Source organism: Burkholderia latens, from assembly GCF_902499045.1.
Taxonomy (GTDB): domain Bacteria; phylum Pseudomonadota; class Gammaproteobacteria; order Burkholderiales; family Burkholderiaceae; genus Burkholderia; species Burkholderia latens.
On the sequence record NZ_CABVPL010000049.1, the window covers coordinates 34,738 to 58,932 of the forward strand.

At 67.8% G+C, this 24,195-nt stretch carries 19 protein-coding genes; 2 read left to right on the top strand and 17 right to left on the bottom strand.

The window, feature by feature from the left end:
* Positions 1-69: 69 nt before the first annotated feature.
* The 7 genes from bioF to aceK form a co-directional block, all read right to left on the bottom strand.
* The gene (bioF, locus tag BSE24067_RS25870) at positions 70-1,263 is read right to left on the bottom strand and encodes an 8-amino-7-oxononanoate synthase (protein ID WP_151065624.1); all 1,194 of its coding nucleotides are present in this window, start codon (positions 1,261-1,263) and stop codon (positions 70-72) included.
* Entirely contained in the window at positions 1,260-2,603 is a 1,344-nt protein-coding gene (bioA, locus tag BSE24067_RS25875) for an adenosylmethionine--8-amino-7-oxononanoate transaminase (protein ID WP_151065623.1), read from the bottom strand. The genes bioF and bioA overlap by 4 nt, the downstream gene beginning before the upstream one ends.
* Before the next feature lie 546 nt (positions 2,604-3,149).
* On the bottom strand, positions 3,150-4,424 hold the full coding sequence (locus BSE24067_RS25880; RefSeq protein WP_151065622.1) for a dienelactone hydrolase family protein: 1,275 nt from the start codon (positions 4,422-4,424) through the stop codon (positions 3,150-3,152).
* 107 nt (positions 4,425-4,531) lie between these two features.
* Complete coding sequence (locus tag BSE24067_RS25885; protein WP_151065621.1) at positions 4,532-4,969, bottom strand: YchJ family protein; 438 nt, start codon at positions 4,967-4,969, stop codon at positions 4,532-4,534.
* A 39-nt stretch (positions 4,970-5,008) separates the two neighbouring features.
* Positions 5,009-5,686 carry an SDR family oxidoreductase gene (locus tag BSE24067_RS25890; protein ID WP_151065620.1) on the bottom strand — a complete coding sequence of 226 codons (678 nt, stop codon included), beginning with the start codon at positions 5,684-5,686 and terminating at the stop codon, positions 5,009-5,011.
* A gap of 154 nt (positions 5,687-5,840) precedes the next feature.
* A complete protein-coding gene (can, locus tag BSE24067_RS25895; RefSeq protein WP_151065619.1) occupies positions 5,841-6,608 on the bottom strand; it encodes a carbonate dehydratase in 768 nt (255 codons plus the stop codon).
* A gap of 65 nt (positions 6,609-6,673) precedes the next feature.
* Positions 6,674-8,500 (bottom strand): bifunctional isocitrate dehydrogenase kinase/phosphatase, encoded by a 1,827-nt coding sequence (aceK, locus tag BSE24067_RS25900; RefSeq protein WP_151065618.1) that lies wholly within the window; start codon positions 8,498-8,500, stop codon positions 6,674-6,676.
* A 325-nt stretch (positions 8,501-8,825) separates the two neighbouring features.
* Between aceK and BSE24067_RS25905 the strand changes: the two genes are divergently transcribed.
* The gene (locus tag BSE24067_RS25905) at positions 8,826-9,905 is read left to right on the top strand and encodes an MBL fold metallo-hydrolase (RefSeq protein WP_151065617.1); all 1,080 of its coding nucleotides are present in this window, start codon (positions 8,826-8,828) and stop codon (positions 9,903-9,905) included.
* A gap of 16 nt (positions 9,906-9,921) precedes the next feature.
* Here BSE24067_RS25905 and BSE24067_RS25910 read toward each other — a convergent pair whose 3' ends face one another.
* The 6 genes from BSE24067_RS25910 to argS form a co-directional block, all read right to left on the bottom strand.
* Positions 9,922-11,565: an ABC-F family ATP-binding cassette domain-containing protein gene (locus BSE24067_RS25910; protein WP_151065616.1), complete on the bottom strand. Its 1,644-nt coding sequence runs from the start codon at positions 11,563-11,565 to the stop codon at positions 9,922-9,924.
* 146 nt (positions 11,566-11,711) lie between these two features.
* Positions 11,712-13,307 carry an ABC transporter substrate-binding protein gene (locus BSE24067_RS25915; protein ID WP_151065615.1) on the bottom strand — a complete coding sequence of 532 codons (1,596 nt, stop codon included), beginning with the start codon at positions 13,305-13,307 and terminating at the stop codon, positions 11,712-11,714.
* A gap of 437 nt (positions 13,308-13,744) precedes the next feature.
* Positions 13,745-14,518, bottom strand: a complete 774-nt coding sequence (locus BSE24067_RS25920) for an SDR family oxidoreductase (RefSeq protein WP_151065614.1) — start codon at positions 14,516-14,518, stop codon at positions 13,745-13,747.
* A gap of 19 nt (positions 14,519-14,537) precedes the next feature.
* On the bottom strand, positions 14,538-15,179 hold the full coding sequence (locus tag BSE24067_RS25925; RefSeq protein WP_151065613.1) for a thiol:disulfide interchange protein DsbA/DsbL: 642 nt from the start codon (positions 15,177-15,179) through the stop codon (positions 14,538-14,540).
* Positions 15,180-15,248: 69 nt separating this feature from the next.
* Positions 15,249-16,139, bottom strand: coding sequence for an SPOR domain-containing protein (locus tag BSE24067_RS25930; RefSeq protein ID WP_151065612.1), 891 nt, complete (start codon positions 16,137-16,139; stop codon positions 15,249-15,251).
* A gap of 96 nt (positions 16,140-16,235) precedes the next feature.
* Positions 16,236-18,017, bottom strand: a complete 1,782-nt coding sequence (argS, locus tag BSE24067_RS25935; protein WP_151065611.1) for an arginine--tRNA ligase — start codon at positions 18,015-18,017, stop codon at positions 16,236-16,238.
* Positions 18,018-18,218: 201 nt separating this feature from the next.
* Here argS and BSE24067_RS25940 point away from each other — a divergent pair, with 201 nt between their 5' ends.
* Complete coding sequence (locus BSE24067_RS25940; RefSeq protein WP_040142233.1) at positions 18,219-18,542, top strand: DUF1840 domain-containing protein; 324 nt, start codon at positions 18,219-18,221, stop codon at positions 18,540-18,542.
* Between the two features lie 107 nt (positions 18,543-18,649).
* On the opposite strand, the gene metH is transcribed toward BSE24067_RS25940, so the two are convergent.
* From metH to BSE24067_RS25960, 4 genes are all read right to left on the bottom strand, one after another.
* Positions 18,650-21,367: a methionine synthase gene (gene metH / locus BSE24067_RS25945; RefSeq protein ID WP_151065610.1), complete on the bottom strand. Its 2,718-nt coding sequence runs from the start codon at positions 21,365-21,367 to the stop codon at positions 18,650-18,652.
* A 42-nt stretch (positions 21,368-21,409) separates the two neighbouring features.
* Positions 21,410-22,477: a homocysteine S-methyltransferase family protein gene (locus tag BSE24067_RS25950; RefSeq protein WP_151065609.1), complete on the bottom strand. Its 1,068-nt coding sequence runs from the start codon at positions 22,475-22,477 to the stop codon at positions 21,410-21,412.
* A 309-nt stretch (positions 22,478-22,786) separates the two neighbouring features.
* On the bottom strand, positions 22,787-23,044 hold the full coding sequence (locus BSE24067_RS25955) for a BTH_I0359 family protein (RefSeq protein ID WP_006477667.1): 258 nt from the start codon (positions 23,042-23,044) through the stop codon (positions 22,787-22,789).
* 242 nt (positions 23,045-23,286) lie between these two features.
* Positions 23,287-24,195, bottom strand: a 909-nt coding sequence (locus BSE24067_RS25960) for a DUF3108 domain-containing protein (protein ID WP_174904903.1), incomplete at its 5' end; no start/stop codon positions are given.

Here is a 24,195-nt window from a genome sequence, read left to right on the forward strand (position 1 = left end):
GTGTCGATCCGGAGTGGCGCTTTCGCGCGTACTGCGGTCCCATGCAAAGCTTCTGAGCGGAGGAGCGGTTCATCGTGCTTCGTTGCTGGCTTCCAGTAATGCGGCTTCGAGCCGCGCGAGATCGTCGAACGAATGCGCGGCCGACAGCGAGATGCGCAGCCGCGACGTGCCGGCCGGCACCGTCGGCGGCCGGATCGCGGGCACCCACAGGCCGTGCGCGTCGAGCGAGCGCATCGCCGCGAGCGTCGCGTCGTTGCTGCCGATCACGAGCGGCTGCACGGCCGTGTGCGAGTCGACCGGCTGCCAGCGCGTCGTGCGCAGCAGCGCGCGCGTGCGTTCGATCAGCGCGGCGAGGTGCGCGCGTCGCGCGTCGCCTTCGTCGCCGGCGATCACCTTCAGGCTTGCCGATACCGCATGCGCGACCGCCGGCGGCGCGGCCGTCGTGAAGATGTAGCTGCGCGCGCGCTGGATCATCCATTCGATCACCGTCTCGTGCGCGACGACGAACGCGCCCGCGACGCCGGCCGCCTTGCCGAGCGTGCCGACGTAGAGCAGGTTCGGCGAGCGCAGCGCGGCGGCCGCGAGCGCGCCGCGGCCCTGCGGGCCGAGCACGCCGAAGCCGTGCGCGTCGTCGACGACGAGCCATGCGCCGTGGCGCTCGGCCAATGCGACGAGCTCCGCGAGCGGCGCGATGTCGCCGTCCATGCTGAACACGGTATCGCTGACGATCAGCTTCGTTTCGGCGTCCGACGCATCGAGCAGCGCGGCGAGCGCGGCCATGTCCGCATGCGGATAGACCTGCACGTTCGCGCGCGACAGCCGGATCCCGTCGATCAGCGATGCATGGTTCAACGCGTCGGAGAAGATCGTCGCGTGCTTGGCCGCAAGCGCCGTCATCGCGGCGAGGTTCGCCATGTAGCCGGTGCTGAAGTACAGCGCGCGCGGCGCGTCGGAGAAGCCGCCCGCGAAGCCGGCGAGCTCGTCCTCGAGCGTCGCGTGCGCACGCGAATGGCCGCCGAACAGATGCGAGCCGCCGCTGCCGGCGCCGTAGCGCCGCGCGCCTTCGGCGAACGCGGCGACGAGCGCCGGATGCGCGGCGAGGCCGAGGTAATCGTTGCTCGCGAACCCGACGATGTCGCGGCCGTCGACGCGCATGTGCGCGTCGCATGCGGTGTCGGCGGTGCGGCGCACGCGGCGCAGGCCCTGCGCGTCGAGTTCGGCGAGGCCGCGCTGCAGCGTGCCGAGGAGGCCGGTCGTCGTCATGCGGCCTCCGCGAGCGTCGCATCGAGCGTGTCGCGCGTGCGCTGCGCGAGCCACGCGATGTCGTCGTCGCTCATCACGTACGGCGGCATCAGGTACACGGTCGTGCCGATCGGGCGCAGCAGCAATTCGCGTTCGAGCGCACGCTCGAAGAAGCGCCGCGAGAAGCCGCGTGCCGCGTCGCCGTCGAGCGCGACGTCGAACGCGAACAGCGTGCCGCGCTCGCGCAGGTGGCGCACCTGCGGATGCGCGTCGAGCGGCGCAAGCGCCGCGCGCATCGCGTCCGACTTGCGCGCGTTCGCGGCGAGCACGTCGTCGCGCGCGAACAGGTCGAGCGTCGCGACCGCCGCGCGGCACGCGAGCGGGTTGCCGGTGTACGAGTGCGAGTGCAGAAAGCCGCGCGTCGTGTCGTCGTCGTAGAACGCCGCGAACACGTCGTCGCGCGTGAGCACCAGCGACAGCGGCAGGTAGCCGCCGCTGATCCCCTTCGACAGGCACAGGAAGTCGGGCCACACGCCGGCCTGCTCGCACGCGAAGAAGGTGCCGGTGCGGCCGCAGCCGACCGCGATCTCGTCGGCGATCAGGTGCACGCCGAATTCGTCGCACAGCGCGCGCAGCCCGCGCACGTACGACGGGTCGTGCATGGCCATGCCCGCCGCGCACTGCACGAGCGGCTCGACGATCAGCGCGGCGATCTTGTCCGCGCGTTCGGCGAACAGGCGGCGGACGCCGGCGAGCGCGCGGCCTGCCACGTCCGCGGCCGTCTCGCCCGGCAGCGCGCCGCGGGCGTCGGGCGACGCGACCACGTGCGCGTTGCGGATCAGCGGGTCGTACGCGTCCTTGAACAGCGCGACGTCGGTCACGCCGAGCGCGCCGATCGTCTCGCCGTGATAGCCGTTCGCGACGCACACGAATTCGCGCTTGTCCGCGCGGCCGCGGTTGCGCCACGCGTGGAAGCTCATCTTCAACGCGATCTCGACGGCCGATGCGCCGTCCGACGCGAAAAACGCATGGCCGAGCGTGCGGCCGGTGAGCGCGTGCAGCCGCTCGGCGAGCTCGATCGCCGGCTCGTGCGTGCAGCCGGCGAGCATCGCGTGCTCGAGCGTGTCGAGCTGGTTCTTCAGCGCCGCGTTGATGTCCGGGTTCGCATGGCCGAACAGGTTCACCCACCAAGAGCTGATCGCGTCGAAGTAGCGGCGGCCGTCGCGGTCGAACAGCCACACGCCGGCGCCGCGCGCGACGGGGATCAGCGGCAGGCGCTCGTGGTGTTTCATCTGGGTGCAGGGATGCCAGACCGCGCGCAGGCTGCGCGCGACCCAGTCATCGGTGGCTGGCGTACTCAAGGCAACTCCGGGGATCAAACGGCGGCGGGTATCGAGCGGATACCGCGCGGCGACAGACGGAAAACGCGCTGAGATTAGCGTGTTCCGCCGCACGTTGCACTACCGGTTACAAACGCCGCAAAGCCTTGCCGGGCGGGAGTTCGACGCAGTTCGGCGGGGCTCGGGGCGGTACTCGCCAAATGTCCGGAAATCGCAGCAGATGACGACGTTCGAGTGACACCCCCCGACAGAAAAAAATCGTACGGCGCGCGTCTGCGCGACAGGCGGGAAATAGGGGCGGGAATACAAATGGGGCGTGAGCGAGGATGAGATGCCGGGGCAACCGGCAACCGGCAACCGAGGCCGCGACTCTGGCACGGCCGGGGTCCGGCGAAGGCCGGGAAAGGGCGCCGGCGGACGCGCGCGGGCGACGGAAGATACCGATGCGTCGCATGAGCGCGGGAACGGGCATGGGAATGCCGTCGCGGCCGGCGAGTGCGTTCAGGAAACGGGAAAGAAGGAAAAGTTCGACGCGCGAAGCGTCACGCCGACTTGCGCGGTCGCGCGTCAGCGCGAAGCCAGCGCGTGCGTAGCGGCGTCGTGCGTGCTGCTGTCGCCGTTATCGGCCGTCTGCGTCGCGTTGCCGCTCCACACGACGCGGTCGTTCACCGCATACAGCCGGCATGCGCCCGCACCTTGCTTCGCGCAGTTGTCGAGCGCGAGCGCCATCGGATCGTCGCCGCCTTCGGCCCACGACCACGCGCCTTCCGACGACACCGCGAATGCGCGGCTCGGATGCTGGCTCAGGAAGCGGCGATAGCCTTCGCGGCCGGCCTCGTCGACGAACGGCACCGCATCGACCGCATCGATCGACGCGTAGCCGGTCGCTTTCGGTTCGTGCGGGTCGGCAACGGCGTAGCGGACCGACGTCGGCAGGTTCAGCTCCGCGAGGAACGCATGCACGGCCGGCCACCACACGGGCACGCCATCGCGATCGACGATCAGCCGATGCGCGTCGTCCTTGTAGCGGCCGAAATCGATGAACTGCGCCTGCGTGCCGTGCGACACGTATGCGTCGTGCATCCGCGCGACGAGCGCGGGCGTCCACACCGAATCGTTGTCGCCGTACAGCCACAGCGAGCGCACGGCCGTATGCGCGCCGTACTGGTCGAACGCTTCGACGAGGTTGCGCTGCCAGCCGTCGCAGAGATCCTGGCGCAGCCCGCCGGAGAAGTTGATGATGCCGCGCACGCCGGGCGCCGCTTCGGTGCCGTACGCGACCGACACGAGCCCGCCGTGCGACGTGCCCGCGACGACGATGCGCGATGCGTCGATGTACGACTGATGCGACATGTAGCGCACGGTCGCGGCGACGTCGGCCGCCTGCGCGAGGCCGTTCTTGCCGACGTTGCAGCCTTCCTGCTGATACGTGCCGCCCGATCCGGCGAAGCCTTGGCGGTTCGGTGCGATCACCGCATAGCCGCGGCGCACGAATTCGCGCGCGAACGCGAGCGGCCGGCTGCGCGGCTGCTGATGCAGATCGCCGGCGTTCTTGCCGTGGTTGAAGACGACGAGCGGGAACGGGCCGGGGCCGTCCGGCTTGAATAGCGTGGCCTCGAGCATCACGGAGCCCGCGGCGTTGGCGGGAATGCTGATGATCTGTTCGTTGAGGTTCGCGGCGACCTGCGGGAGGCGCGAGTCGCCGTAATCGAAGCGCTCGGCGTGAGCGAGCGATCCGCTGGCCGTGGCCGCACCGGCATTTGCGTTCGACAGCGTACCGGCCTGAGCGGCCGACAGCGCACAGGCCGCCATCCATCCCACCAATACCTTGCTGAACGCCATTCGTAAGCCCTGCCATGCAACATGACCAATCTGACGGCCATCCTAGCCCGACAAAATCAGGTTGTGCAATGCAGGAATTACCCGGCGTCTGACACAGCAACCATTTGTCAGCGTTCGCTTACTTCGCCGTCGACATAGCGCCAGAAACCGTGCTCGTCGCGCGTGAAGCGACTCGTCTCGTGGAGCCGGTATGCGCGCCCGCCGACCTTGTAGCGGGCCACGAATTCGACCTCCGCGCGCCGTTCGTCGAACTGGACATGGCGTTTGACCGCGAGGCCGAGCCAGCGCGGCGCGTCGGGCGCATTCGGGTCGGCATCCAGATCGGCCGGGCAGGTGCGCGCATCCCAGGTCGCGCGCAGGTAGCCGGTCGCGCCGAGCACGTACGCGCTGTACCGCGAGCGCATCAACTCGAGCGCGGTGGAAGCGGCTTCACCGCCGTCGATGAAGCGGCCGCAGCAGGCCGCGTAGCGCGGCGGCGCGGCTTTGCCGGCCGGGGCAGGGGACGCGCCGCCGCACGGGCACGCGTCGGGTCGGTTCAAAATCATGCGAATCGGGAATTAACGACGCCGGGTTGTGATGCCGGCTTACCAGCTGAGCTCGACGCCGTCGTACTGGAAGAAACGGCCGTTGGCCTGCGACACGTCCGCACCGGCTTCGGCGATCACGCGGCGCATGCCGGTCACGCTCGTTTCCGGATCGATCGCGGCCTGCGCGCCGCCCATGTCGGTGCGCACCCAGCCGGGATGCAGCGAGATGCACGCGGCGTGGCGCGTCTGCAGCGATGCGATGCGCAGCACGTCGTTCAGCGCCGCCTTGCTCGCGCGGTACAGCCAGCCGGTCGTGCCGGTCGCTTCCGCGATACTGCCCATCCGGCTCGACACGACGGCCAGCACGCCGCGCGCGTCCTCGACGAGCGGCAGCAGGAGCGGCAGCAACTGCATCGGTCCGCGCACGTTCGTATGCATCACCGCGTCGAAATCCTCGGCGGAGATCGTCTCGACGCCTTCGGTGCGCGGCCCGTACACGCCCGACACCAGCACGGCCGCGTCGAGCCGTTCGCCGTCGAGCTTCCAGCCGAGCGCCGCGATCTGTTCGGGCTGCGCGATGTCGAGCGCGTGCGCGTGCGCGCCGAGGCTGCGCAGCGCGGCGAGCGACGCGTCGTCGCGCGCGGTCGCGATCACGTTCCAGCCGTCGCGCCGGTATTGCCGGACGAATTCGCGTCCGAGGCCGCGCGATGCGCCGACGATCAATACGGTTTTCATGTTCGCCGCTCCTTTGCGTTGCACCGCCGTCGCGGCAGTGTATCGGTGTCAGATCAGTTCGATGCCGTCGCGGCCGCGGTGATGACACGTATTCGTCCGGATGACGCAACGCGACGCGCGGCGCTGCGCCGCGCCGCGTTGCCCACGGCGCCGGTTACTGCGCGTCGCCGCACGGCTTCAGCGTATCGGCGACCGCCTGCGCGACGCCCTCGAGCCGCGCGGCGTCGGCCGCGACCATGTCGTTGTCCGGCGCATGCTGGCCGCGCGCGGTGAGCGCGGCGACACAGCGCTTGTACGTATCGTCGAGCGCATCGAAGTTCGACACGGCCATCCCGAGGTTGCGCATCCGGCCGTCGTGCACGCCGTACACGAGCGCGTGCACGGTCAGCGACTGGCCGCGCGCCCACGCGTCGTTGACGATCGTCGTGCGGCACACGTTGACCACCTGCTCGATCGCGTTCAGCTCGATCAGGCGGCGATAGCGCGCTTCGCCCACCGGCCATTCGTCGAGCAGCGCCGCGTGGCGTTCGCGCACGTCCTGCACGTGATGCAGCCAGTTGTCCGCGAGGCCGACGCGGCGGTTGTGCAGCGCGGCGTTCACGCCCGAGCAGCCGTAGTGGCCGACGACCATGATGTGCTTCACGCGCAGGATGTCGACCGCGAACTGGATCACCGACAGGCAGTTCAGGTCGCTGTGCACGACGACGTTCGCGATGTTGCGGTGGACGAACACTTCGCCCGGCGGCAGGCCGATGATCTGGTTCGCGGGCACGCGCGAATCCGAGCAGCCGATCCACAGATATTCAGGCGCCTGCTGGTCCGCGAGACGCGCGAAGAATTCCGGATCGTCGGCGAGCTGGCGCTTGACCCATGCGTCGTTGTTGTCGAACAGATGTGAAAGCGGATTGTCTTGGGTATTCATCGGTGTGGATTCCGTTGGCGGAAAGCGGTCGATAAAGGTTGGGATCGGTTCGTATCGGCCGTGCGTCACGCGGCGCGCTGCGCGGCGGCCGCGCGGTCGCTGTCGCCGGCGTCTGCCGTCGCGTCGAAGCGTGCGCGGTAGCGCTCGCAAAAGCGCAGCGACGCGTCGTACGGGTAAAAATCGGGCAACTCGCCCTGCAGCAGCTTGTCCTTGCTGGCCTGCCACAGCGCGGGGTCGAAGAAGTCCGCGTGATGCTTCATGAAGACCGCGCGCACGCGCGGATCGCCGAGCAGGAACGGACCGTAGGTCTCCGGAAAGATGTCGTGCGGGCCGACCGTGTACCACGGTTCGCCGGACAGTTCGTCTTCCTCGTTGCGCGGCGGCGGCACGCGGCGCACGTTGCAGTCGGTCAGGTACTCGATCTCGTCGTAGTCGTAGAACACGACGCGGCCGTGGCGCGTGACGCCGAAGTTCTTGTACAGCATGTCGCCGGGGAAGATGTTCGCCTTCATCAGCTCCTTCACCGCGTTGCCGTACTCCTTCACGCCGTGCTCGACGTCCGCGTCGGTGCCGTTCTGCAGGTACAGGTTCAGCGGCGTCATCCGGCGCTCGATGTACAGGTGCTTGATCACGAGGTTGTCGTCCTCGTATTCGAGCAGCGACGGCACTTCCTTCTCCAGCTCGCGCACGAGCGCGTGATCGAGCCGCGCGAGCGGCAGTGCGACGCTCGAATACTCGAGCGTGTCGGCCATCCGCCCGAGCCGGTCGTGGCGCTTCACGAGCTGGTACTTCTCCATGATCTGCGCGCGCGTCGTTTCCTTCGGCGGCGGGAAGTGATCCTTGATGATCTTGAACACGTACGGGAACGACGGCAGCGTGAACACGAGCATCACGAGGCCCTTGATCCCGGGCGCGATGATGAAGCGGTCGCTCGAATGCGACAGATGGTGCAGCAGGTCGCGGTAGAACAGGTTCTTGCCCTGCTTCTGCAGGCCGACCGACGTGTAGATTTCCGCCTTCGGCTTGCCCGGCATGATCGTGCAGAGGAAATCCACGTACGCGGACGGCACGCCCATGTCGACGAGGAAATACGAGTGCGAGAAGCTGAAGATGATCTGCAGCTGGTCGCGGCGCAGCAGCACGGTGTCGAGCGCGAGCAGGCCCGGGCGCACGTGGCGGATCGGCACCGCGAACGGCAGCACGCGATCGCCGTTGATGATGCGGCCGACGATGTACGCGCTCTTGTTGCGGAAGAACAGTGACGACAGCACGTGGATCTGGAAATTCGGCGCTTCGTCGAACTGGCCGAATTCGTCGGTGATCGCCTGCATCACGCAGCCGATGTCCCGCGCGAGATCCTCGAACGGCGGCTCCAGCTGGAAGTTCGTGACGATGCGCTCGAGCGTGGCCGCGAGCCCGTCGGTGGCCGGGTAGTACGCGCGATAGGTCGGCTTCGCGGCCGGCTCGTCGTTCTCCAGGTATTCGGTCGAGATCGCCGGCCGCACGAAGATGAAATCGTTGTTGAAATACGAGCGGTGCAGGATCGTGCAGCACACCGAATTGAAGAACGTTTCCGCGCACTCCGGCTGGCGATGCGACGTGAGCAGGCCGATGTAGTGCAGCTTGATCTGCTGCCACACGTCGTCGTCGATGTCCTCTGCGTCGTATTCGTCCTGCAGCACCTCCACGCACTCCTTCACGCGATCGTCGTACGACGTGATGCGCTCCCGCGCCAGCCGCTGCAGCCCGTGCCAGTCGGCGCGCTCGTATAGCGTCTTCGCTTCGACGGCCGCTTCCCGGAAGATCCGGTAGTGGCGGTCGAAGTATTCGAGCATCGTCTGCGCGACGTCGAAACCGATCTGCGACGACAGCAGTTTGGGGAAGTGATTCATTGCGTGCAGGCTCGTTCGAGAGGGACTGTAAGCACTCGCCATTTTAGCGCCCAAGTCGGCGTTTCAATGAGTTTCGGGGTCCGGTGCCGAGCGTCGCCAATCGGCAGTTTATTGGCCGTTGAATGCCGTTCGGTGCATCTTCGCGTAAAGATACGGGTACGGAACCGATTCTGACACGAACTTTTTGACCGGCCGGCGCCGCCCGGACACGCGTTCCGCGCGACGGCGATAGAATCGGCGCGATGCCTGCCGCGGCGCCGCCCGCGCGCGCCGGCTCCCGGATTCGCCGCCGCATTCGGCCAGACAACGACGAGACACCCCACCGATGAACGCACTGGAACACCAACTCGACTATCCCTTCGCCGACACGCTGCCCGCCGCGGGCGACACGTTCGAGGTCGCGCCCGGCGTGCGCTGGCTGCGCATGCCGCTGCCGTTTTCGCTCGACCACATCAACCTGTGGCTGCTGCGTGACGAGATCGACGGGCAGGCCGGCTGGACGATCGTCGACTGCGGAATTTCGTCGGACGCGATCCGTACGCACTGGGAACATATCTTCGATGCGCATCTCGACGGGCTGCCGGTGTTGCGCGTGCTCGTCACGCACTGTCATCCCGATCACTTCGGCCTCGCGAACTGGATCTGCGAAGGCGGCGACAAGGGCCGCTGGAACGTACGGCTGTGGATGACGCTCGGCGAATACATGTTCGGCTGCCTGATGGCCGCCGGCAACGGTTCGAACGCCGGCGGCGCGGCTGCGGCCGATCACTTCGCGCGCCACGGGCTGACCGATCCGGTCGCGCTCGACAAGCTGCGCAGCCGCCGCAGCTACTACTCGGATCTCGTGCCGGCCGTGCCGCCGCGCTATCGGCGCCTGCGCGACGGCGACGCGGTGACGATCGGCGCGCGCACGTGGCGCGTCGTGACCGGTTACGGCCATTCGCCCGAACATTGCGCACTCCACAGCGACGCGGACGGCGTGCTGATCTCCGGCGACATGGTGCTGCCGCGGATCTCGACCAACGTATCGGTGTTCGATCTCGAACCGGAGGCGAACCCGCTCGCGCTGTACCTGGAATCGCTCGGCCGCTACGAGACGATGGCGCCCGACACGCTCGTGCTGCCGTCGCATGGCAAGCCGTTCCGCGGCGTGCGCACGCGCATCGCGCAACTGCGCGCGCACCACGACGCGCGGCTCGACGAAGTGCGTGCCGCGTGCGCGGAGCAGCCGGCGAGCGCGGCCGACATCGTGCCGATCATGTTCCGCCGCCGCGAGCTCGACATCCACCAGATGACGTTCGCGCTCGGCGAGGCGCTCGCGCACCTGAACCTGCTGTGGCTCGCGGGCGAACTCGTGCGCGAGCCGGGCGACGACGGCGTGATTCGCTTCCGCACCGCGCGCTGAGCGCGCATCGTCGCCGTCACGCGGCGGGTTCGTAGCGCCACGCGTCGTGCTGCCATTGCATCGTGTGCGTCGGTTCGAGCGCCGCGAGAAACGCGCTGTCGTGCGACGCGACCACGATCGCGCCGGGAAAGCCGGCCAGCGCGGCTTCGATCGCGCGCACCGATTCGAGATCGAGGTGATTGGTCGGCTCGTCGAGCAGCAGCAACTGCGCGGGCACGGCGCGCCACAATGCGCACGCGAGCGCGGCCTTCAACCGCTCGCCGCCGCTCAGGCGGTGCGCCGGCTGCGTCGCGCGCGCGGCATCGAGCTGCAGCAGCGCGAGGCGGGTGCGCAGGTCGCCTTCGGCGAGCGGCGTGCCGAGGCGTCCCAACTGCTCGACGATCGAACGATCCGGATCGAGCAGCGCGAGCCGCTGGTCGAGATACGCGGTGCTCACGTGCGTCGTGCAGGTGCCCGCGCGCGGCGCGAGTTCGCCGGCGAGCATGCGCAGCAGCGTGGATTTCCCGCACCCGTTCGGGCCCGTCAGCGCGATGCGCACCGGGCCGCTGGCCGACCACGTGAGCGCGTGCGTGCGGCCCGCGGCGGGCCATGGCAATTGCGCGCATTCGAGCGCGAACAGCTGGCGGCGCGCGCTGACCTCGGTGCCCGGCAACGCCACGAGCACCGGCGCGTCGGCTTCGACGCGCGCGGCCGCGTCGTGCACGCGCGCGTCGAGCGTCGCCTTGAATGCGCGTTGATCGCGCCGGACCGTCCCCATGATGTTGCGTGCGGCGCCCTTGCGGCTCTGGCGCGCCATCGACGACAGGTTGGCCGTCTTCGCATCGCGCAGCGAGCCGGCCGCGTGGCGCTGGATCGTGTCGTGTTCCCGTTCGAGCCGGCGCCGGACGCGCCCGCGCTCGGCCCGCGCGTGATCGAGCGCGGCCTGCGCGGCATCCTGCTCCGCGTCGCGCTGCGCGCGATACAGCGCATAGTTGCCGCCATACGTGCGCACGCCGTGCGGCGTCACTTCGACGATGCGCTCGACGTGCGCAAGCAACGCGCGATCATGGCTGACGAGCACGACGCCGCCGCGCCAGCCGTCGAGCGCCGCGCGCAGCCACGCGCGGCCCGGCGCATCGAGGTGGTTCGTCGGTTCGTCGAGCACCAGCAGCCCGGCGTCCGACAGCAATGCGCCGATCAGCGCGACGCGCGCCATCTGGCCGCCGCTCAATGCATCCGCGGGCATGTCGGCATGCACGTCGTGCAGGCCCGCTGCGTCCAGCGCCGCGCGCAGCCGCTCGGCCAAGTCCCAGCGAGCGCCGATCAGGTCGAAGTCGTGCGCGCTCGCGCGGCCGTCCGCGACACGCGCGAGTGCCGCGAGCGGCGCATCGAGCGCGGCGATCTGCGCCACCGTCCGCGGGCCGCCGGCCGGTGTGTCGTCGTGCTGCTGCGCGACGTACACGACCGGCGTGTGCCGCTCGATCGTGCCCGCGCTCGGCGTGCGCCGGCCCGCGATCAACTGCGCAAGCAGGCTCTTGCCGGCGCCGTTGCGGCCGACGATGCCTGTCGGCGTGCGGTCGATGGAAAGGTCGAGCGAATCGAACAGCGTGATGCCGTCGTCGAAGCGGAAGGAAACGTGATGAAGCGCGACGAGCGCGCCGGTCGGCGTGGCAGCAGCCATAAGCACCTCCGAAAAATGCGTGAAACCCTTCGCGCGGCGTGCGTGGCACGGCGGCGAAAACATTTTTGGAAAGGCTTAGTTGTTCACTTTGGCTGGCGTCCGGTACGAGGAATGAGCGCGCAGTGTAGCAAGCGCGCCACGCGCGGTTACTGCACGGCGACCGTCGTGAAGTTCTGCCGCCCGAACGGGCTGACGCGATAGCCGCTCACGTTCGGACGCGTGAGCGCGGCCGCGGTCGGGTAGCCGAGCGGAATCCACAGTGCCTGGTCGTGGATGATCTTCTGCGCCGCTTCATACAGCTTCGCGCGCTTGGCCTGGTCGGCCGTCGACTTGCCGTCCCCGATCAGCTTGTCGAGCTGCGCGTCGCAGAAGCGCGCGAAGTTGATGCCCGACTTCACCGCGTTGCAGCTGAACAGCGGCGACAGATAGTTGTCCGGATCGCCGTTGTCGCCGGCCCAGCCCATGAACAGCATGTCATGCTGGCCGAGCTTCGCCTGCTTGATCAGCTCGCCCCATTCGATCACCTTCACTTCCGCCTTCACGCCGATCTTCGCGAGATCGGCCTGCAGCAGTTCGGCGCCCGCCTTCGGGTTCGGGTTCAGCACGCTGCCGGTCGGGCGCGTCCAGATCGTCGTCGAGAAGCCGTTCGGGAAGCCGGCCTGCGCGAGCAGCTGCTTCGCCTTCGCCGGATCGTACGCGTACGGCGCGACGTCCTTCGCGTAGCTCCACGTGTTCGGCGGATACGGGTTGTTCGCCGGCGTCGCCGTGTTGTCGAACACCACCTTCAGATAGGTCGCGCGGTCGAACGCAAGATTCAGCGCCTCGCGCACCTTGTCGTTGTCTAGCGGCTTCTTCTGCGTGTTCAGCGCGACGAACGCGGTCATGAACGCGGGCGTCTGCACGACCTTCAGCGCGCTTTCGCCCTTCGCGGCGAGCACGTCCTGCGGCTTCGGCGACAGCGCGATCTGGCATTCGCCGGCCTTCACCTTCTGCATGCGCACCGACGGATCGGGCGTGATCGCGTAGATCAGCCGGTCGACCTTCGGCTTCGCGCCCCAGTAGGTCGGGTTCACGTCGTAGCGGATCAGCGCGTCCTTCGTGTAGCTCTTCAGCACGAACGGGCCGGTGCCGATCGGCTTCGCGTTCAGGTCGGCCTGCTTGCCGGCCTTCAGCAGCTGGTCGGCGTATTCGGCCGAGTAGATCGACGCGAAGCCCATCGTCAGGATCGGCACGAACGTCGCGTTCGGCTCGTTCAGCACGAACTTCACCGTGTTGTCGTCGACCTTCGCGACCGACTTCACGAGCTTCACGAGGCCCATCGACTGCGCGTGCGGGAAGCCGCTCGCGCCGGCGACCTTGTGCCACGGATTCGCATCGTCGAGCATGCGCGAGAACGTGAACACGACGTCGTCCGCGTTCAGCGGGCGGCTCGGCTTGAAGTAGTCGGTCGTCTGGAACGCGACGTTCGGACGCAGGTGGAACGTGTATGTAAGGCCGTCGGCGCTGGCTTCCCACTTGTCGGCGAGCGCGGGCACGACCTTCTTCGCGGCTTCGTCGTACGACACGAGCGTGTTGAAGATCACGTCGGCCGATGCGTTGGTCGTGACGAGCGAGTTGTATTGCACGACGTCGAAGCCGTCCGGGCTCGATTCCGTGCACACGGTGAGCGGCTTGGCGGCGGCGAGGCCCGGGGCGGCGAGGGCGGCGGCGAGCGCGGCCGCGGCGAACAGCTTGACGTGCATAGGTTCTCCCATCTGATTTGTGATTTTTGCTGGATGCCGGAATGCGGGCGCGGCCCGGTCGGGGACAAGGGCCGCGCGGCTGGCGAATAGCATACCGTCAAAGCGCACGGCGCGTGGAATAAGGCGTCGGAACGCGGTGAATTGAGCGAAAAAACGGCTGCGTTCGCGACGGAATGCGTGTTGCGGCGGCGGGAGCGCGAGCGACGCTAGACAGCGAGTCGACGCGGCTGAGGTGGGTGGGCAGGTGAGGCAGTGAGGCACACGAGACAGTTGAGACGGCGGGCTGGCGACGAACCCGGTGCGGAAATGCGCCGATCAGTGGCGCGGAACCGTCGGCCTCGCGGCGGCCGCGTGCGATGCGCAATGAACCGGACCGGCCGCGGCGCTATCAGCGCAACATCAACGCGGCACGGCAGCGCGCCAGGCGCGCGCTGAACTCAGTGCGCGCCGGCCTTCGGCTTGCGCGGCGCCTTCTCGAACAGGCGATCGTAGAGCCAGCGCGGCAGCACGTGCAGCACCTTCGCGACGACGCCCATCTGCCACGGAATCACGCGAAACGCGTGCTGCCGCGCGATCGCACGCGCGGCGCGGGCCGCGAAACGATCGGCGTCCATCAGGAACGGCATCCGGTAAGGGTTGTGCGCGGTCATCGGCGTGCGGATATAGCCGGGCGCGATCGTCACGACGCCGACGCCGGCCGGGCGCAGCTCGACGCGCAGCGCCTCCAGATACTTGATCGCGGCCGACTTCGACGCGCTGTACGCGCCGGAGCCGGGCAGCCCGCGCACGCCGGCGACGCTCGCGACGCCGACCAGCGTGCCGTGGCGCGCGGCCGTCATCGGGCCGACGAACGGCTCGAACGTCGCGACCATCCCGTAGTAGTTGACGTCCATCACGTCGCGGAACGTCGCGAGATCGCCCTGGCCCGTGACGGCGCCCTGGCTGATGCCCGCATTCGCGATCACGACGTCGGGGCAGCCGTGCGCGGCGATGAACGACGCGGCGGCCGTCGCGAGCGCATCGGCGTCGCGCACGTCGGCGGAGTAGACGGAAACGGACAGCTTCGGGAAGCGACGCGCGAACGCATCGAGCGCATCGGTGCGGCGCGCGACGAGGGCGAGCGTGGCGCCCTGGCGCGCGTATTCGTCGGCCAACGCGAGGCCGAGGCCGCTCGACGCGCCGGTGATGAAGACCTTCAGCGGAGTAGTCATGCCGGCGCGCGGGCGGGGATCAGAGCTTCTTGTCCTGGACTTGCTTCACGAGGTAGTCGAGCACCTGCGCGGTACCCGGGATGCTGTTCGTGTAAGCCGGGCCCGTCTTGTACTTGCCCTGGACGACGACCGTCGGCACGCCGTCGATCGCGTAGTTCTTCAGCAGCTCGGCCGACTGCTTGACCTGACCCTGCACGCTGAACGAGTTGTACGCGTCCATGAACTGCTTCTTGTCGACGCCCTGCGTCGCGAGGAAGTCGGCCTGCGCCTGCGGCGTCAGCAGGTAGTTCTTCTGCTTGTGGATCGCGTTGAAGATCGCCGGCGTGACCTTCTCCGAGATGCCGAGCGCGGACACCGCGTAGAACAGCTTCGAGTGCGGAATGAAATCGTCACGGAATGCGACCGGCACGCGCTTGAAGTCGATGTTGTTGCCTTGCTTCTTCACCCACGCCTCGATCGTCGGCTCGAATTCGTAGCAGTGCGGGCAGCCGTACCAGAAGAATTCGATGACCTCCACCTTGCCGGCCGGCGCGGACACCGGCTGCAGCGACTTCATCACCTCGAAGTCCTTGCCGGACGCCGGTGCGGCCGGCGATGCCTGGGCTAAGCCGGCGGCGGCCAGACCCAGGGACAGAAGGAGCGTGCTAAGCAGTTTTTTCATGTTGTGAACGTCGAATCAGTTGCTCGGGTTACGAAACGTAACGGAATCTGCGTGGGCGCGGCCGGTTGCTTACTGCTTCGTGAAACGGATCACCGCCGTGTCGACACCTGCATCGGACAGGCGCTGACGGGCCGAGTTCATATCCTCGAATTTCGAGAACGGGCCGACGCGCACGCGGAAGTAGGTCACGCCGCTGACGTCGCGCTTCGACACCTTCGATTCGAAGCCCTGGAAGCCGAGGCGCGCACGCTGCTGCTCGGCGTCGCTTTCCGTCTTGTACGCGCCGACCTGCAGGAAGTAGCCGGTGTTCGCGTCGTTCGCGGTCGGCGGCTTCGCTGCCGCGGCGGCCGTGGCCGACGACGTCGGCTTCGGCGTGTTGTTCGCCAGTTGCTGTTGCTGCTGCTTTTGCGCGGCAGCCTGCTGCGCCTGCTTCTGCGCGGCGAAGCGCGCGAGGTCGTCCTCGCCGCCTTGCTGTTGTTGCTGTGCCTGCTGCGTCTTCTTCGGCGGCGGCGTGGTGTCGGCCGGCTTCGGCGCGACGGCGACGCCGTTGCCCGACGACGCGTTGTTCGAAGCGGTGGTGTTGTTCGAGCCGCTGGAGCCGTTCGCATTGCCCGACGGCGGCACTTCGACGATCTGCGGCTCGGGCAGCAGGCCGCCCTGGGTCTGGTTCGCGGCCTGGCCGGGCGCGGTATTGGGCGGCGCGGACTGCGCGGCCTGCGGCACCGGCTGGCCGGGCGTCTTGCCCTGCAGCGCGCGGTTCGGATCGAACTGCTGTGGCTGACTCGCGCCGCTGTCGGCCGGCGGCGGCGCGACCTTCGACACGAACGGCGACGGCGAACGCGTGATGTAGAGCGCCACCACCACCGCGATCGCGAGGCCGACGATCAGGCCCAGCACGATTCCAAGAAATGTCCCTCCGGCTTGTTTCGATTGCTTCGAAGTTCGGCGTGGTTGTGCCATTGCTTGAGTCACCTGCAAAAAGAATCGTGAAAAGGCCGGGACGGCCGCCCGACGGCGGCCGCTGCCGCGGCCATTCGCTGCCCCGGTCCGGGCTGCTTACATCTTGGCGGGCGCGGACACGCCGAGCACCGTCAGGCCATTCTCGAGCACCTGCCGGGTGGCGGCGAGCAGCGCGGCGCGCGCGTTGCGCGGCGCTTCGTCGTCGACCAGCACGCGCTCCGCATTGTAGAACGAGTGGAATTCACCAGCGAGATCGCGCAGGTAGAACGCGACCGCGTGCGGCGCCAGTTCGTTCGCCGCGTGCGTGAGCATGTCCGGATATTCGGCCAGCTTCTGCATCAGCGACACGGCCTGCGCGCTCGTGAGCTGCGACAGATCGGCGCCCGGCAGTTGCGCGACGTCGACGTTGTAGCGTGCCTTCAGTTCGTTGAGCACCGAGCAGATCCGCGCATGCGCGTACTGGACGTAATAGACCGGGTTCTCGTCGTTCTGTTTCAGCGCGAGGTCGATGTCGAACACGAACTCGGTGTCGGCCTTGCGCGAGATCAGGAAGAAGCGCACCGCGTCGCGGCCGCGCGTGATGGTGGCCTCGTCGATCAGGTCGGGGGCCGCTTCCTGGCCCGGCGCCGCGCCGCCCGACCATTCGATCAGGTCGCGCACCGTCACGTAGCTGCCCGCGCGCTTCGACAGCTTCACTTCCTGGCCGTCGCGCATCACGGTGACCATCTTGTGCAGCACGTAGTCGGGATAGCCCTTCGGGATGCCGATGTGCAGACCCTGCAGGCCGGCGCGCACGCGCGCGATCGTGCCGTGGTGGTCCGAGCCCTGGATGTTGATCACCTTCGTGAAGCCGCGCTCCCATTTCGTCACGTGATACGCGACGTCCGGCACGAAGTACGTGTACGTGCCGTCCGACTTGCGCATCACGCGATCCTTGTCGTCGCCTTCGTCGGTCGTGCGCAACCACAGCGCGCCGTCCTGCTCGTACGTCATGCCGGCCTTGACCAGCGCGTCGACCGTCTTCTCGACCCGGCCTTCGCTGTACAGCGACGATTCGAGGTAGTACTGGTCGAATTTCACGCCGAACGCCTGCAGGTCCATGTCCTGCTCGTGCCGCAGGTACGCGACCGCGAACTTGCGGATCGCGTCGAGATCGTCGATGTCGCCCGCGCCCGTGACCGGCTCGCCGTCCTTCGCCGCGACCGTCTCGCGGTTCAGGTAGTCGCGCGCGATGTCGGCGATGTATTCGCCGTTGTACGCGGCTTCCGGCCAGCCCGCGTCGCCCGGCTTCAGTCCGCGTGCGCGCGCCTGCGTCGAGATCGCGAGGTTGGCGATCTGCACGCCGGCGTCGTTGTAGTAGAACTCGCGGTGCACCGCGTAGCCCTGGCTCGCGATCACGTTCGCGAGCACGTCGCCGAGTGCCGCCTGGCGGCCATGGCCGACGTGCAGCGGGCCGGTCGGGTTCGCGGACACGAATTCGAGCAGCACCTGCTTGCCCTTTTCGCGGTCGGACGTGCCAAATGCGCGGCCCTGCGCGAACACGGCGCCGATCACCGCCTGCTTCGCGGCGGCGGTGAGGCGCAGGTTGATGAAGCCGGGGCCCGCGATTTCGGCCGCATCGACGAGGCCTTGCGCGGCCGGCTGCGCCGTCAGCGCGGCGACGATCTTCTCGGCGAGCTGGCGCGGGTTCGTGCCGAGCGGCTTGGCGAGCTGCATCGCGACGTTGCACGCGACGTCGCCATGCGCGGCGACCTTCGGGCGCTCGAGCGTGATGGCGGGGGCGACGAACGCTGCGTCGGCGCCTTTCAGCGCGTGTGCGACCTGCGTGACGCTATCCGCGAGCAGGGCTTCGAGGGTCTGTTTGTGTGCTGGCAGCATGCTGGTAGAAGGCTTCGTTGGTGGCGGCCGGAAACGCCGGCCGGCCGGCGCGCTTTTTAAGCGCGCGTTTCAGGGATCGCAGAATTTTAACAGGTGCTAATATGCCGCTCAGGCGCCCCGCGTCCGCGAGGCCGGACGCCGGCCTGCCGGCGTCCCCCCAACCGCGCCGCGCAGGCACAACAAGATGAAAAGGGAATTGTCATGATTACGTTCAAGAGCAAGGCGGCACAGGATCTCGACGTGCTGAAGGATTTCGCCGTATACGTGCTGGGCCTCGTCGGCAAGCAGCTGGGCGAACGCGGCGTGATTACGCACGACGAACTGGACCACGCGATCGCGAAGCTGGAAGGCGCGGTCGCGCAGGCCAAGCAGGAGCGCGCCGAGCACGCGGGCCATTTCCACGAAGACGATGCGGACCACGCGCACCACGAAGTGCCGCCGAGCCTCGCGCAGCGCGTCGCCCCGTTCCTCACGATGCTTCGCGAAGCGAAGGCCGGGCAGGCTGACGTGCATTGGGGCTTCTGATCAGGCGAATGCAGAAGGTTCGGTAAGACGAGAAAAAGCCCGCACGATGCGGGCTTTTTGATTCGTCTGATCAAATGACGGGCGAACGGCGCCCGTCGCGTGCGCGGTTACAGTTGCGGCGCCAGTGCGCGCCGTGCGTCGTCCAGCGACAGCGCCATCCGCCGCGCATAGTCGACGAGCTGATCCTGCCCGATTTTGCCGACCGAGAAGTAGCGGCTGTCCGGATGCGCGAGATAGAAGCCCGAGACGCTCGCCGCCGGCAGCATCGCCAGCGAATCCGTCACGCTCATCCCGATTTCGTCCGCGTGCAGCGCGGCGAACATGTCGCGCTTCACGAGGTGATCCGGGCACGCCGGGTAGCCGGGCGCCGGACGAATACCCGTGTACTTTTCGGCGATCAGCGCATCGTTGTCGAGCGTCTCGCCGCTCGCATACCCCCACAGCTCGCGGCGCACGCGCGCATGCATCGCTTCGGCGAACGCTTCCGCGAAACGGTCGGCCAGCGCCTTCAGCATGATCGCGCTGTAGTCGTCGTGGTCGGCTTCGAACTGCTTTTCCTTCACGTCGACGCCGAGGCCGGCCGTCACCGCGAACATCCCGATGTAGTCGGCGACGCCCGAATCCTTCGGCGCGATGAAATCGGCGAGCGAGCGGTTCGGGCGCATCACGCCGTCGACCACCGGCCGCACGCTCTGCTGGCGCAGGTTGCGCCACGTGAGCAGCACTTCCGAGCGCGATTCGTCGGTGTAGATCTCGATGTCGTCGTCGTTCACCGTGTTCGCCGGCAGCAGCGCGATCACGCCGTTCGCGGTCAGCCAGCGGCCCTGGATCAGCCGTGCGAGCATCGACTTCGCGTCGGAGAACACGCGCCGCGCCGATTCGCCGACGATCTCGTCGTTCAGGATCGCCGGGTACGGGCCCGCGAGGTCCCAGGTCTGGAAGAACGGGCCCCAGTCGATGTAGTTCGCGAGCTCGTTCAGGTCGTAGTTCTTGAACACGCGGCGCCCGATGAACTTCGGCTTCGCCGGCGTGTAGTTCGCCCAGTCGATCTTGGTCTTGTTCGCGCGCGCCTGCTCGAGCGTGACCATCGGCTGCGCCTTGCGGTTCGCGTGCTGGTCGCGAATCCGTTCGTAGTCGGACTTCAGTTCGTCGAGGTACTTCGCCGCGCCTTCGTCGGACAGCAGGTTCGACGCGACCGACACCGAGCGCGATGCGTCCGGCACGTACACGACCGGGCCTTCGTAGTGCGGCGCGATCTTCACGGCCGTGTGCACGCGCGACGTGGTCGCGCCGCCGATCAGCAGCGGAATCTGCTTCACGCGGAAGTAGTCGTCGCGCTGCATTTCGGACGCGACGTACGCCATTTCCTCGAGGCTCGGCGTGATGAGGCCCGACAGCCCGATGATGTCCGCGCCCTCGACCTTCGCCTTCGCGAGGATTTCGTTGCACGGGACCATCACGCCCATGTTGACGACTTCGAAGTTGTTGCACTGGAGCACGACCGACACGATGTTCTTGCCGATGTCGTGCACGTCGCCCTTGACGGTCGCGATCACGATCTTGCCCTTCGCGCGCACGTCGCCGCCCGCTTCCGCGAGCAGCCGCTTTTCTTCCTCGATGAACGGGATCAGGTGCGCGACGGCCTGCTTCATCACGCGCGCCGATTTCACGACCTGCGGCAGGAACATCTTGCCCTGGCCGAACAGGTCGCCGACGATGTTCATCCCGTCCATCAGCGGGCCTTCGATCACGTTGATCGGGCGGCCGCCGGCCGCGGCGATCTTCGCGCGCACTTCCTCGGTATCCTCGACGATGAAGGTCGTGATCCCGTGCACCAGCGCATGCGACAGCCGTTTCTCGACCGGCTGGTTGCGCCACTCGAGGTTCTCTTCCTTCTTCGCGCCGCCGGCCTTGAACTTGTCGGCGATCTCGAGCAGGCGGTCGGTGGAATCCGCGCGGCGGTTCAGGATCACGTCCTCGACGTGCTCGCGCAGCTCCGGGTCGAGATCGGCGTACACGCCGAGCTGGCCCGCGTTCACGATGCCCATGTCCATCCCCGCCTGGATCGCGTGGTACAGGAACACGGTGTGGATCGCCTCGCGCACCGGGTCGTTGCCGCGGAACGAGAACGACACGTTCGACACGCCGCCGCTCACCTTCGCATACGGCAGGTTCTGCTTGATCCAGCGGGTCGCTTCGATGAAGTCGACCGCATAGTTGTTGTGCTCCTCGATGCCGGTCGCGACCGCGAAGATGTTCGGGTCGAAGATGATGTCTTCCGGCGGGAAGCCGACTTCGTTCACTAGGAAGTCGTACGAGCGCTTGCAGATGTCGATCTTGCGCTGGTAGGTGTCGGCCTGGCCCGTCTCGTCGAACGCCATCACGACCGCGGCCGCGCCGTAGCGGCGGATCAGGTTCGCATGGTGGCGGAACGCGTCCTCGCCTTCCTTCAGCGAGATCGAGTTCACGATCGCCTTGCCCTGCACGCACTTGAGGCCGGCTTCGATCACTTCCCACTTCGACGAGTCGATCATGATCGGCACGCGCGCGATGTCCGGCTCCGACGCGATCAGGTTCAGGAAGCGCACCATCGCCGCCTTCGAATCGAGCATCGCCTCGTCCATGTTGACGTCGATCACCTGCGCGCCGTTCTCGACCTGCTGGCGCGCGACGGCGAGCGCCTCGTCGAACTGGCCGTTGAGGATCATCCGCGCGAACGCCTTCGAGCCGGTGACGTTGGTGCGTTCGCCGACGTTGATGAAGAGCGTCCCGGACGTGACGTTGAACGGCTCGAGGCCGGCAAGGCGCATCGTGTGATCGGTCATGGCGGTGCGAATTCGTGTGATGTGGGGCGTTGAGGCTATCGGTCAGGCGGCGTCGCTGTACTGGCTCGGCCAGCGGCGCGGTTTCACGTCGGCGAGCGCCTTCGCGATCTCGGCGATGTGTTCGGGCGTCGTGCCGCAGCAGCCGCCCGCGAGGTTCACGAGCCCGGCCTGCGCGAATTCCTTCAGCAGGCCCGACGTGACGTCCGGCGTCTCGTCGAAACCGGTGTCGCTCATCGGGTTCGGCAGGCCCGCGTTCGGGTAGCACGACACGTAGGTGTCGCACAGCTTCGCGAGCTCGGCGATGTACGGGCGCATCAGCGCCGCGCCGAGCGCGCAGTTCAGGCCGAACGTGAGCGGCTTCGCGTGACGCAGCGAATTCCAGAACGCCTCGACCGTCTGGCCCGACAGGATGCGGCCCGACGCGTCGGTCACGGTGCCCGAGATCATGATCGGAAGGCGCTCGCCGGTGTTCTCGAACAGCTCGTCGAGTGCGAACAGCGCCGCCTTCGCGTTCAGCGTGTCGAAGATCGTCTCGACGAGGAACAGGTCGACGCCGCCGTCGAGCAGCGCCTTCGCCTGCTGGTAGTACGCGTCGCGCAGCTCGTCGAACGTGACGTTGCGCGCGCCCGGGTCGTTGACGTCCGGCGAGATGCTCGCCGTCTTCGGCGTCGGCCCGATCGCGCCGGCGACGAAGCGCGGCTTGTCGGGCGTCGCATACTTGGCGGCGGACGCGCGCGCGAGCCGCGCCGATTCGACGTTCATCTCGACGACGAGGTCTTCCATCCCGTAGTCGGCCTGCGCGACCGTCGTCGCGCCGAACGTGTTCGTTTCGACGATGTCCGCGCCGGCCGCGAAGTATTGATCGTGGATCTCGCTGATGATCTGCGGCTGCGTGAGCGACAGCAGTTCGTTGTTGCCCTTGATGTCGCGCGGGAAGTCCTTGAAGCGCTCGCCGCGATACGCGGCCTCGTCGAGCTTGTAGCGCTGGATCATCGTGCCCATCGCGCCGTCGAGGATCAGGATGCGCGATTTCAGCAGCGCGGGCAGTTCGGCGCCGCGCGTGTAGCGCGCGTCGAGCGGGGCGGAAGCGGCGAGAGGGGTCGCAGACATGGCGGAAGACGGGCGAAGACGGGAAAACCGTCATTGTAGCCGGTGCGCCGGTGCGCCGCCCGGCCTTGCGCGGCGCGTGGCCGCGCAGCGCGGCCTGCGCGTGGCGCGCCCGTTGCGCCGTTGCCGCGTGCGAAGCCGTGCCCCCACGACGCTTGCGTTCGAGCGTTGCCCGCGCAACGAACGCGCGCGGGCCGGAACCAAACGAAAACCCCCGCCCGGCGAACCGGGGCGGGGGCTTGGATCGGAGTGCTCGCGATGCCGCGCAAGCGCGCGGCGAACGGCCCGGCGCTCGGCCGGGCCGCAAGGTCGTCAGTGCAGCACGACCGGCATCATCATCAGGCTGTCGAATTGTCCGAGGAACTCGTCGACTTCGTCGAGCGACGGTTCATCTTCGATCAGCTGCTTCACGTGTGCGCGGAACCGCTCGGCGAGCTCGCCGTCGATGAAGATCTCGCGCTGCGCGTTCTTGTCGACGATTTCATATCCGCCGGCGTTCATCAGATGGTGTCCGGCCTGCGGCGCAAATTCGACGACGCAGTAATTGGGGCTGTTGTAGATCATTTGCATGGCGGCACTCCTCTTCGCAGTGGCATCTGGCCTTGTTGTCCCGTAGGTGGGGCAGGCCTGGCCGGTTTCAAGGGGCTTGCGCTGCACACCCCGTTCTCCCGTTTGCGTGGGGTGTATCGGTTAGAAGCCGATGTCTATCAAACGTTCCTATTGTGATCCGGTGCACTGAAATAGTTGTTAAAGAGTGTCATCGGCCATTTTGGCCGGTTCTTTAATCGGTCGAAATTGCCGATTCGTCGATTTCACGGTGTGGAAGGCGACGACGCGGGCGCCTGCACCGCGGGCGGCTGCACGGGTTGTGCCTGCTCCGCGAGCGGCGCCGGCGCTGGCGCTGACGCCGGCGTCGTGGCGGCAGGCGCCGATGCCGGCGCATCCGCCGTTCCTCGTGCCGGCGCCGCATCGGCCGGTGCGCCCGGCGGGGCGAGCGGGCCGTGCCACAGCAGCTCGATCTGCGCGCCGTTCGGTTCCGATTGTACGAGCCGCGCAGGCAGCCAGCCGAGCGACGGCGCGAGCCACATGTCGATGCGCCGCGTGTCGCCCTCGCGGCGCGGCAGCCGCATGAAGTGGCGGGCGCGCACGATGCCGGCTTGCGTCTGCACGTCCTCGTCGCCGATCACCGTGATCGGCCAGGTTTCGCCGCTGTTGTTGTCGATCACGAAGAACTGCTGCGTGACGCCCGGCTTGTACGCGGACGGATTGCCGCGCACGAGCCCCGACAGCTGCATCAGCATGCTGAAGCGATCCTGCACGCCGTCGGGCAGCGGCGCGTTGTTCGGCGTGCGCGTGAACACGACCTGGCGGATCTCGCGATTGAAGATCGCGATGTCCTCGGGCCGCTTGCCGCGCTTTTCCACGTAACGGTCGGGGGCGACGCCGAACGCATCGATGCGGCCTTCGCTGCGATACGCGAACGGACCGACGAACGGCACGGGCATCGATACCGACAGATCGTATGCGTGCCCGTCGGTGCGCCAGTGGATCGTGCCGATCATGTTCTGCATCCCGTTGTAGAAGGTGTCGTACTGCAGGTCGCCGGACGGCGGCACCGAGAACTTCACGCCGCTCGTCGCGGGGCCCGGCGTCGCGGCGCTGCCTGTGCCGGCCGCGGACGCCGCCTGCGCGCCCGACGCCCCCGACGCGCCGGCCGTGCC